General features: G+C 67.5%; 11 protein-coding genes and 1 pseudogene. 6 read left to right on the top strand and 6 right to left on the bottom strand.

What is annotated here, in order from left to right; translation table 11 throughout:
* Window positions 1-2: 2 nt before the first annotated feature.
* The 4 genes from ACT4N3_RS07925 to ACT4N3_RS07940 are packed head-to-tail and all read right to left on the bottom strand — an operon-like array spanning window position 3 to window position 2,942.
* The gene (locus ACT4N3_RS07925) at window positions 3-464 is read right to left on the bottom strand and encodes a hypothetical protein (RefSeq protein WP_444854675.1); all 462 of its coding nucleotides are present in this window, start codon (window positions 462-464) and stop codon (window positions 3-5) included.
* Window positions 465-523: 59 nt separating this feature from the next.
* On the bottom strand, window positions 524-994 hold the full coding sequence (gene ruvX, locus ACT4N3_RS07930) for a Holliday junction resolvase RuvX (protein WP_444854676.1): 471 nt from the start codon (window positions 992-994) through the stop codon (window positions 524-526).
* Complete coding sequence (locus ACT4N3_RS07935; protein WP_444854677.1) at window positions 991-2,130, bottom strand: DUF3089 domain-containing protein; 1,140 nt, start codon at window positions 2,128-2,130, stop codon at window positions 991-993. Before ACT4N3_RS07935 ends, ruvX begins: the two co-directional genes overlap by 4 nt.
* A 47-nt stretch (window positions 2,131-2,177) precedes the next feature.
* Window positions 2,178-2,942 (bottom strand): AraC family transcriptional regulator, encoded by a 765-nt coding sequence (locus tag ACT4N3_RS07940; protein ID WP_444854678.1) that lies wholly within the window; start codon window positions 2,940-2,942, stop codon window positions 2,178-2,180.
* A 56-nt stretch (window positions 2,943-2,998) separates the two neighbouring features.
* On the opposite strand from ACT4N3_RS07940, the gene ACT4N3_RS07945 reads away from it, so the two are divergent.
* The 6 genes from ACT4N3_RS07945 to ACT4N3_RS07970 all read left to right on the top strand — a co-directional run bounded on the left by ACT4N3_RS07945 (window position 2,999) and on the right by ACT4N3_RS07970 (window position 8,124).
* Entirely contained in the window at window positions 2,999-3,385 is a 387-nt protein-coding gene (locus tag ACT4N3_RS07945) for a VOC family protein (RefSeq protein WP_444854679.1), read from the top strand.
* Between the two features lie 48 nt (window positions 3,386-3,433).
* On the top strand, window positions 3,434-3,721 hold the full coding sequence (gene gatC, locus ACT4N3_RS07950) for an Asp-tRNA(Asn)/Glu-tRNA(Gln) amidotransferase subunit GatC (protein WP_444854680.1): 288 nt from the start codon (window positions 3,434-3,436) through the stop codon (window positions 3,719-3,721).
* Entirely contained in the window at window positions 3,718-5,199 is a 1,482-nt protein-coding gene (gene gatA / locus ACT4N3_RS07955) for an Asp-tRNA(Asn)/Glu-tRNA(Gln) amidotransferase subunit GatA (protein WP_444854681.1), read from the top strand. Before gatC ends, gatA begins: the two co-directional genes overlap by 4 nt.
* Entirely contained in the window at window positions 5,199-6,668 is a 1,470-nt protein-coding gene (gene gatB / locus ACT4N3_RS07960; RefSeq protein ID WP_444854682.1) for an Asp-tRNA(Asn)/Glu-tRNA(Gln) amidotransferase subunit GatB, read from the top strand. The genes gatA and gatB overlap by 1 nt, the downstream gene beginning before the upstream one ends.
* Entirely contained in the window at window positions 6,665-7,558 is an 894-nt protein-coding gene (locus ACT4N3_RS07965; RefSeq protein WP_444854683.1) for a GIY-YIG nuclease family protein, read from the top strand. The genes gatB and ACT4N3_RS07965 overlap by 4 nt, the downstream gene beginning before the upstream one ends.
* 77 nt (window positions 7,559-7,635) lie before the next feature.
* A complete protein-coding gene (locus ACT4N3_RS07970) occupies window positions 7,636-8,124 on the top strand; it encodes a hypothetical protein (RefSeq protein WP_444854684.1) in 489 nt (162 codons plus the stop codon).
* Here ACT4N3_RS07970 and ACT4N3_RS07975 read toward each other — a convergent pair.
* Window positions 8,121-9,197: a PA0069 family radical SAM protein gene (locus ACT4N3_RS07975; RefSeq protein ID WP_444854685.1), complete on the bottom strand. Its 1,077-nt coding sequence runs from the start codon at window positions 9,195-9,197 to the stop codon at window positions 8,121-8,123. The two genes, ACT4N3_RS07970 and ACT4N3_RS07975, sit on opposite strands and share 4 nt — an antisense overlap.
* A gap of 44 nt (window positions 9,198-9,241) precedes the next feature.
* Window positions 9,242-9,633, bottom strand: a pseudogene (locus ACT4N3_RS07980) (lytic transglycosylase domain-containing protein); the annotation flags it as partial.

Consider the following 9,633-nt stretch of genomic DNA (forward strand, 5'->3'; position numbering starts at 1 on the left):
GATCAACCCGGGATCAGGTTGACGGTCGCCACCTCGCACAGGTTGACCTGGCGGACGTCGGTCGTGCCGCCGTCGTCATAGGTGGCGCGGATGTCCCACAGGCAGGACGACTCGTTCCGGCCGAAGGTGACCTCGGCCGATTGGCCGTTCTGCAGGATCTGGGCGCCGAGAATGTCCGGACCCCAATTGTTGTCGTTGGAGGCCGAGACGTTGAGCGTGACCACGATATGCCCGGTCTGATTGTTGACGGTGAAATTCTGCCGCGCCTGGCCCGGCAGGACTTCGGCGCTCGGCGGAGGGTTGCCGCTTGGTGCGGGCTGGCCTGGCGCGGCGGGCTGGGCCGGAGCGGCCGGCGCGGCCGGCGCTGCGCTCGTGGTGTTTTGCGGCGGCGTGACCTGCACGTTGCAGGCGGAAAGCGAGGCGGCGGCGAGCGCGGCCACGCTGGTCAGCAATAATCTCTTCATGTCGATTCCCCTCCCGGTGGAGCGGGGAGCCTGACTCGCTTTGGCCGGCTTGGCAATCGTTACATGGGGGGAATGCTCGTCAGCGCGTCGATCGCGCCCTGGAGGATGTAGGCGGCGGCCATCTTGTCGACCAGCGCGGCCCGTCGCGCCCGGCTGGCGTCGGCGTCGATCAGAGTGCGGGTCACCGCCTGGGTCGACCAGCGCTCGTCCCAGAGCAGGATCGGCAGGCCGAGCGGCAGCAGGTTGCGCGCGAAGGCGCGGACCGACTGGGTGCGCGGGGAATCGCTGCCGTCGAGATTGAGCGGCAGGCCGAGGACGATGCCTGCCACCCGCTCAGCCTCGATCAGCGCCGCCAGCGCCGCCTTGTCGGCCGCGAATCTGGTGCGCTGGATCAGGGTCGCGGGGCTGGCGATCGTCCAGCCCGAGTCGCAGAGCGCGACGCCGATCGTCTTCGTGCCGACGTCGAGGCCGATCAGCCGCCCCCCGTTGGACAGCAGGGCGCGGAAATCGGGAGCGCGGTCGAGTATCATCGGCGTGCCTCGAACGCCGCCAGCCGCCGCTCGGTATCGGCGCGGAGGTTCGCCCAGAACAGGGCGTAATCGTAGACGTGATAATTGTTCCCCGGCAGCACATAGGCGCCCATGTCCGGCAGCGCGGCCTGGTCGCCGAGCAGCAGGAAGCCGCGCTCGCCGCAGCGGGCGCCGACCGCGCCGCGACTGAACTCGGCGTCGCTGAAATCCGCATTGGGGACGAGCGTGCCGCCATTGCTCTGGGCCGGCGCCGCGCCGCCGCGCGCGCCGGTCAGCGGGTTGACGCAGACCATCGCCGAGCCGGCGCGCGAGACGCCACCGGGGCCGGCGCTGGCGTCATAGACTTCGGTGACCTGGGCCGGGTCCGCGGGCTCGGCGAAGCTCTGCCAGGAGAGCAGGCAGCGCGCCTGATCGGGCCGTTCACAGGCGGGAAGGGCGATGGCGGGGAGGTCAGCCGTCTCCGACACCGGCCAGCCGATCACATAGGCGGCGACGATCCGCCCCGCTTCGGGCGCGCCGCGCACCCGCTCCTGCAGCAGCCGCATCAGATGCAGGCTGCCCTGGCTGTGCGCGGCGAGGATGATCGGGCGGTCGGCCGGCGCCTGTCGAATGAACGCATCATAAGCGGCGCGCACGTCGCGATAGGCGAAGTCGAGCGCCTGCTGCGCCTCTTGCTGGCCGGTCAGGAAGGCGCCGAAGGTGGCCTGACGGTATTTCGGCGCCCAGATCGCGCCGACGGCGTTGAAGGCGCTCGCCTGGCTGCGGACGAAAAGCGCCGCCCGAGTCTGCGAATCCTGATGGTCGAGCGGCGCGTTCCAGGCGCTGCGCTCCAGGAAGCTGGTCGGGTGGACGAAGAAGACGGAGACGCGCGGGCTGGTCGTCGGGCTGAAGCCTCGCGGCGCCCAAAGCGCCGGATTGCCGGCGATGTCCGGCCGCGCGATCCAGAGCGCCGCCTGCGCATAATTGGCGCCGGCCGGCATCGGCACCTCCTGAAAGTCCGCGGAGGGCACGAAGGCGAGCTCCATCAGCTGGCGCTCGAAGACACGGTAAAGCAGCGCCCCGGCGAGCACGAGGATGATGAGGGCGGCGACGATCTTCAGGAAGCAGCCGGCGGGGCTGCGGCGCTTGTCCGGCATGTCCGTGCGTGAAGCCGATACGCGCCGCACTGGCAAGCCCGACGGCTTCAGGCGCCGGTGAAATAGCGCCCAGGCGTGACTCCGAATGCGCGACGGAAGGCGGCTACGAAAGCGCTGGGGCTGGCATAGCCGGCGGCGGCCGCGACCGCCTTCACGCTGGCGCCGGCCGCGAGTTGCTCGACCGCGGCCAGGAACGCCCGGCGGCAGCGCCACTGTGCGGGGCCCATGCCGGTTTCGTCCCGGAAGCGCCGTTCCAGCGTGCGCTTGCCGAGTCCGGCCACCCGCGCCAGCGCCGTCGTGCCGGTGACATCGCCGTCCGCGATCAGGTCCGCCGCCCGCCGCGCTTCGGCCGAGCGCGGTTGCGGCAATTGGAAGGGCGGCGCGCCGGACTGGCGGAACTCGTCGAGGATCAGGGTGGCGAGCGCGGCGTCCGCCCGCTCCCGGCCGTCGAGCATTCCCTGGCGCGTCGCGCGCAGAATGAGCTCGCTCAGCAGCGGGGAGACCGTGACGACGCCGATCTGCTCGGGCTGCGGCCCGCAAAGCTCCGGGCGCAGGTAGAGGGTCCGCAGCCGGGCCGCACTGACGAAATGCACGTCGTGCGCCATGCCGGCCGGCACCCAGAGCGCGCGGCCGGCCGGCAGCACCCAGGCGCCATTCCCGGTCCGCACGGTCAGCACGCCCGCCGAGGCATATATGAGCTGGTGCCAGGGATGGGCGTGGCCGCCGCTGCGAGTGCCCAAGCCATAGGTGACGTCGAGACTGCGGACGATCAAATGCGGCTCATCGGCCAGTGAGTGACGCTTTTGCAACATAATTTGCCGTATTAGCGGGATTGAGCCATCGCCGCCAGCGCGCCTAGACTGCGGCCATGCCAGCCAATCTCGCTTCCTTCGCCATCCACGTCGATGAGATCGACCGGGCCATCGCTTTCTATACCGCCGTGTTCGGCTGGCGGTTCGAGCCCTGGGGGCCGCCGGGCTTCTACCTGATCCAGACCGGCGACGACGCCGATCCCGGCGTTCGCGGGCTGATGCACCAGCGGCACGAACCGCGAAGCGGCACGGGCCTCAACGGCTTCGAACCGACCTTTGCGGTAGAGGATGTCGAGGCGATCGCGGCGGCGGTTGCCGCCCATGGCGGCTCCGTGACGATGCCGCCCGCTCATATCCCCACCGTCGGCACCCTGATCCGCTTCCTCGATACAGAAGGAAATGACGTGGGCGCGATGCGCTACGAGATGCCGCCGAACGCCTGAGCGGCCTCGCCTTGCCGCAGTGCAGCAGGGGTGCTAGCCGCCCGCTCCATGTCAGTCGACGCCGCCACCGTGCGCCATATCGCGAGGCTCGCCCGCATCGCCGTCAGCGATGAGGAGGTGAGCGCGCTTGCGCCGGAACTGTCCAACATCCTCGGCTGGATCGAGCAGCTGGGGGAGGTCGATGTCAGCGGCGTCGAGCCCATGACGGCGGTGATTCCCAATCATCTGCGCTTCCGCGACGATATCGTCACCGACGGCGGTATCCGTGATGAAGTGCTCGCTAACGCGCCGAACGCCGAGCATGGTTTCTTCGCCGTGCCGAAGGTGATCGAATGACGACGATCACCGATCTGACCGTCGCCGCAATACGCGACGGCGTGAAGGACGGCGCGTTCAGCGCCCGCGAGGTTGCGACCGCCTTCGTTGGCGCGGTCGAGAAGGCGCGGGGCCTCAATGCCTTCGTGGTCGAGACGCCGGAGCATGCGCTCGCCGCCGCCGATGCAGCGGATGCGGCGCGGGCCTCGGGCGACTTGAAGCCGCTCTCGGGCGTGCCGCTGGGCATCAAGGATCTGTTCTGTACCGAGGGCGTGCAGACCACAGCCGGCAGCCGCATCCTGGAAGGCTTCAAGCCGGTCTATGAGAGCAGTGTCAGCGCCAAGCTGTTCGCGGCCGGCGCGGGCATGCTCGGCAAGCTCAACATGGACGAGTTCGCGATGGGCTCGTCGAACGAGACCAGCGGCTACGGCCCCGTCATCTCGCCCTGGCGGCGGAGCGACGGCGGCAATGCGCCGCTGGCGCCGGGCGGCAGCTCGGGCGGCTCGGCGGCGGCGGTGGCGGCCCGGCTCGCGCCCGGCGTCACCGGCACCGACACCGGCGGCTCGATCCGCCAGCCCGCCGCCTTCGTCGGCATTTCGGGCATCAAGCCGACCTATGGCCGCTGCTCACGCTGGGGCATCGTCGCCTTCGCCAGCTCGCTCGATCAGGCCGGGTCGATGGCGAAGGACGTGCGCGATTGCGCGATCATGCTCGAGGCGATGAGCGGCTTCGACCGCAAGGATTCAACCTCGCTCGATTTGCCAGTGCCGCAGTGGGAGGCAAATCTTTCCAGCAATCTCAAGGGCAAGCGGGTTGGCATTCCCAAGGAATATCGGATTGACGGAGTGCCCGTCGAGATCGACGCGGTCTGGCAGCAGGGCATCGACTGGCTGCGCGACGCGGGCGCCGAGATCGTCGAGGTCTCGCTGCCGCACACGAAATATGCGCTGCCGACCTACTACATCATCGCCCCGGCCGAGGCCTCGTCCAACCTCGCCCGCTATGACGGCGTCCGCTACGGCCTGCGCGTCCAGCCGGAGCAGGGCGGCTTGAACGACATGTACGAGGCGACCCGCGCCGCCGGCTTCGGCGCCGAGGTGAAGCGGCGGATCATGATCGGCACTTATGTGCTCTCCGCCGGCTTCTACGACGCGTATTTCAACCAGGCGCAGAAGGTCCGCGCGCTGATCGCTCGCGATTTCGAGCAGGTGTGGGCGAAATGCGACCTGCTGTTGACGCCGACCGCGCCGAGCGCCGCTTTCGCACTGGGCGAGAAGAGCGCCGATCCGATCGCCATGTACCTGAATGACGTCTTCGCGGTCCCGGCCAGCCTTGCCGGCCTGCCCGCTATGTCGGTACCCGCCGGGCTCGACGGCCAGGGCCTGCCGCTCGGCCTGCAGATCGTCTCCAGGGCGCTGGACGAGCAGACTGTCCTCAACGCCGGCCTCGCGCTCGAAGAACGCGCCGGCTTCACCGCGCGCCCGGAGGCTTGGTGGTGATGGCGACCGATACCTACTTTAAGAGCCCTGATGGTGAACTATGGGAGGCCGTAATCGGCTTGGAAGTTCACGCTCAGATCACTTCGCATACCAAGCTCTTTTCCGGTGCGGCCACCGAATTCGGCGCCGAGCCGAACAGCCAGGTGAGCCTGATCGACGCGGCGATGCCGGGCATGCTGCCGGTGCCGAACGAGGAGTGCCTGCGGCAAGCGGTGCGCACTGGCATGGCGCTCAACGCCCGGATCAACCCCTGGTCCCGCTTCGACCGCAAGAACTATTTCTACGCCGATCTGCCACAGGGCTATCAGATCAGCCAGCTCTACCACCCGATCGTCGGCGAAGGCGCGATCGAGGTCGATCTGGAGGGCGGGGCGACCAAGACGATCGGCGTCGAGCGGATCCATGTCGAGCAGGATGCGGGCAAGCTGATGCACGATCAGCACCCGAATTCTTCCTATGTCGATCTCAACCGCTCCGGCGTCGCGCTGATGGAGATCGTCTCGCGGCCGGACATGCGTTCGCCTGAAGAAGCAGGAGCTTATGTCCGGAAGCTGAGAGCGATCTTGCGCTATGTCGGCTCCTGCGACGGCAATATGGAGCAGGGCTCGATGCGCGCCGACGTGAACGTGTCGGTGCGCCGCCGTGGCGATCCGTTGGGTACGCGCACCGAGACCAAGAACGTCAATTCGGTGCGCTTCATTATGGCAACTATTCACCATGAGATTTTCCGCCAGATCGAAGTTCTCGAAAATGGAGGCAGGGTAGTCCAGGAAACCCGCCTGTTCGATCCGGATAAGGGCGTGACGCGCGCCTTGCGCTCCAAGGAAGACGCGCACGATTACCGCTATTTCCCCGATCCGGACCTGTTGCCGGTGGAGCTGAGCGACGCATTCCTGGAAGAATGTCGCGCCAGCCTGCCCGAGCTGCCCGACGCCAAGCGGCAGCGATACGAGCAGGCGCTTGGCCTCACGCCCTACAATGCCGGTGTCCTGACCGCTGACGTGACCACCGCCCGCTGGTTCGAAGAGGTGCTGGCCAGGTTGGCGCCCGATCAGGCGCAGCGCGCCGCGAACTGGGTGACGTCGGAGCTGTTCGGTGCGCTCAACCGGCTCGGCAAGGATATCGAGAACAGCCCGGTCAGCCCCGCGCAGGCCGCCGAGCTGATCCGCCTCACCGCCGACGGCACGCTGTCCGGCACACTCGCCAAACAGGTGTTCGAGATCATGCTCGAAACCGGCGACGACCCGGCCAGGATCGTCGAGGAGCGCGGCCTCAAGCAGACCTCGGACACCGACGCGATCAAGGCGGTGATCGCCGAGGTGCTCGCCAACAACCCGGGCCAGCTCGAACAGTATCGCGGCGGCAAGGAGGCCCTGTTCGGCTTCTTCGTCGGCCAGACGATGAAGGCGATGCAGGGCAAGGCCAACCCTGCGGTGGTCAACGAACTGCTGAAGAAGGCGCTAGGGTGACCTCCTCGGAGCCTCTGACGCTGAACCAAGTGCTTCGGCTAGGTGGCATCGAGCCCAAAGAAGTGTTGGTTTTCCGCCATCGGCCCAAGGAGGCGTCGCTAAACCGGCGCTTTTCGTGGATCGCAGCCGAGCGCCCGGATCTTTTCGACTGCTATCAGAGCACTCATGGAGCGAATACGGAGTCTGCGCTGACGCGGGCGCGCTATTTAGCGTCGTTCATCCGCTACCGCCCAAAACAGGCGCTTTTCGTTGGATTTTACGATGTTGTTTCGCATCGTTCTCTCACGGTCGCGCAATGTCTCGGCCGCCCGCTGCATCGCGAGCTTATGTCGCTCGGTCTTGAGGGCATGAAGGCTACGGCTGGGCGCAGCACCGTGCTCGAATTCAAGCTGGCGCTCACCGAATGGCAACCTGCTTGGCGCGGCCGCCTTGTCGTCGGATGGCCTGGGCTTGAGCGGTCGTGGTATCGATGGGCCGACCGCAACGAATTTCCGATCGAGGCGATTGCAGAGGAAAATTTGCTGACGCCCGCCATGCCGCCGTGGGAGGAAATCACGCTGGCTTGGAACGAGTTGGGCGTTTTACCATCGAGCTGGCGGACGGCGCTCAGTCACTGGCGCGGAATCTATCTGATCATCGATCAGAGCGATGGTGGCCAATATGTGGGGTCGGCCTATGGGACGGAGAATATTTTCCAGCGCTGGCTGGGCTATTCTCGTACCGGACATGGCGGAAACAAGCTGCTGCGGTCCCGCGATCCCGTGAATCTGCGCTTCTCAATTCTGCAGCGCGTCTCACCCGACCTGCCCGAAGCTGAAGTGGTTCGCATCGAAGCCACTTGGAAAGAACGGCTGCGCACGAGGGCGCCTTATGGTCTCAACGACAACTAGGTGGATCCCGCCCAGACCGACGGTCTAGACTCCCGTTGTCGCGCGATCATAACGGGCGCGCATCGATGGGGACTACCATGAGGCTCATCTTCAAATTTGCAGCGCTGGCCTACCTATGCGTCGGCAGCGCCGCGTCGGCACAGGGCACAGCGCGTGAGCCCGGCTCAACCGGCGAGCGCGTCGAGCGGATCGCCACCGAGCCCGCGCGCGACGTGGGGCTTCGGCGGGCGACGATCCCCTCGGTGCTAGAGAGCGCTCGGGCCGGCCCTTACAGCTTGGCCGGCACCCGCAATTGCGCCGGCATCGTCCGCGAATTGCGCGACTTCGACGGCGCGCTGGGCCGGGATTTCGACGCGCCGTCCGAACGGCAGGGCAGCCGCGCCGGCCGCATCGCCGAGGCGGGCGGTCGCGCTGTCGTCAACACGATCATCCCCTTCCGCGGCGTGGTGCGCGAGCTCAGCGGCTCGGCCGAGGCCGACCGCCGGATGCAGGCGGCGGTCGACGCCGGCCTTGCCCGCCGCGGCTTCCTGCGCGGTCTGGCGCAGGCGCGGGGGTGTCGCCGCTAGAAAAGCCGCCCCTGCGCGCCTTCGGGCGGTTGGAACAAGTCGGTGCGCAGCTTATGGCGCTCGCGGTTCAGGCCGTGTTTGCGGATCGCCCGTTCGAAGCGCGCCTTGAGCAAGGCCGCCCACGGCCCTTGGCCGCGCATCCGGCTGAAGAAGTTGGGATCGTTGTCCCTGCCGCCGCGCATGGAATTGATGATCGCCATCACCTTGGCGGCGCGATCGGGATAATGCTCGTCGAGCCAGGCGCGGAACAGGGGCGCGACCTCGTAGGGCAGGCGCACCGGCAGATAGAAGCAACCGAGCGCTTTGTGCTCGGCCGCCGCCTCGACGATATGCTCCAGCTCATGATCGGTGATCGCCGGCACCACCGGTGCGATCGAGACCCAGGCCGGAATGCCGGCCTCGCGAAGCGCCTTCACCGCGGCCAGCCGCTTGCCCGGAGCGGGGGCGCGGGGCTCGAGGGTACGCGCGATTGCGGGAGTCAGCGACGTCACTGAAAGAGCGACGAAGCAGAGGCGATCGAGCGCGGCCTCCCGCAGGATGTCGAGATCCATCAGCACCCGGTCCGACTTGGTCGTGATCGTGAACGGGTGCCTGCATTCGAGCAGGACTTCGAGGATCGAGCGGGTGATCCGCCAGCGGCCCTCGATCGGCTGATAGGGGTCGGTGTTGGTGCCGAGCGCGATGGGGCGGACGGCGTAATTCCGCTTCGCCAGCTCGGCGCGGAGCAGCTTCGCCGCGTCGGGCTTGGCAAACAGTCGGCTCTCGAAATCGAGGCCCGGCGAGAGGTCGTGGAAAGCGTGGGTCGGCCGGGCGAAGCAGTAGATGCAGCCATGCTCGCAGCCGCGATAGGGGTTGATCGAGCGATCGAAGCCGACGTCAGGCGACTGGTTGCGGGAGATGATCGTCCTGGGATGCTCGATGGTTACCGTCGTGCGCAGCGGCGGCAAGCCGTCATCCAGCTCCTCGCGCGCGTCGAGCCAGTCGCCGTCCGCCTCGCGGGTCGGCAGGTTGAAGCGGTCCGGGGTGCGATTCTCGGGCGCGCCCCGGCCGGCGCGCGCGTCAGGCCGTGGCATGCGGCAAGGATGCGCCGATCGCTAGAACATAGCAAGAACAAAGATCAGTCGCGGCCCGCCGCGAGCGCCGATGCGGGAATGGTCGGGCGGGGCGCGAGACGAACCGCGGTCGCGCCACTCATGCCGGGGAATCGCGGCCACAGCCCTTGGACAAGCGCCCGCCGGCTCACCGAGCGATCGGCCGGCCGCTCCTCGTAGATCCAGTAGTTCCGTAGCACGATCGGCACATAGCCGCGCGTTTCCCAGTACGGGATCGTCTCGAGGAACAGCAAAGGATCACTCTGGTCGAAGCGGACGTTCCAGAGCGCGATCGGCGCCGGCCCGGCATTGTAGGAGGCGATCACCCGCGGCAGCAGGCCGCCGGTCGAGGGCAAGTCGCGCAGATATTCGAGATAGGCCTGGCCATATTCCAGGTTGACGCTCGGCACGAGCAGCT

The organism is Sphingosinicella sp. (genome assembly GCF_052388015.1).
In the GTDB taxonomy this organism is placed as follows: domain Bacteria; phylum Pseudomonadota; class Alphaproteobacteria; order Sphingomonadales; family Sphingomonadaceae; genus Allosphingosinicella.

What these genes read in the sequence shown, in the direction of transcription:
- ACT4N3_RS07925 (WP_444854675.1), bottom strand. Translation starts at nt 464, where the DNA reads ATGAAGAGATTATTGCTGACCAGCGTGGCCGCGCTCGCCGCCGCCTCG.
- ruvX (WP_444854676.1), bottom strand. Translation starts at nt 994, where the DNA reads ATGATACTCGACCGCGCTCCCGATTTCCGCGCCCTGCTGTCCAACGGG.
- ACT4N3_RS07935 (WP_444854677.1), bottom strand. Translation starts at nt 2,130, where the DNA reads ATGCCGGACAAGCGCCGCAGCCCCGCCGGCTGCTTCCTGAAGATCGTC.
- ACT4N3_RS07940 (WP_444854678.1), bottom strand. Translation starts at nt 2,942, where the DNA reads ATGTTGCAAAAGCGTCACTCACTGGCCGATGAGCCGCATTTGATCGTC.
- ACT4N3_RS07945 (WP_444854679.1), top strand. Translation starts at nt 2,999, where the DNA reads ATGCCAGCCAATCTCGCTTCCTTCGCCATCCACGTCGATGAGATCGAC.
- gatC (WP_444854680.1), top strand. Translation starts at nt 3,434, where the DNA reads ATGTCAGTCGACGCCGCCACCGTGCGCCATATCGCGAGGCTCGCCCGC.
- gatA (WP_444854681.1), top strand. Translation starts at nt 3,718, where the DNA reads ATGACGACGATCACCGATCTGACCGTCGCCGCAATACGCGACGGCGTG.
- gatB (WP_444854682.1), top strand. Translation starts at nt 5,199, where the DNA reads ATGGCGACCGATACCTACTTTAAGAGCCCTGATGGTGAACTATGGGAG.
- ACT4N3_RS07970 (WP_444854684.1), top strand. Translation starts at nt 7,636, where the DNA reads ATGAGGCTCATCTTCAAATTTGCAGCGCTGGCCTACCTATGCGTCGGC.
- ACT4N3_RS07975 (WP_444854685.1), bottom strand. Translation starts at nt 9,197, where the DNA reads ATGCCACGGCCTGACGCGCGCGCCGGCCGGGGCGCGCCCGAGAATCGC.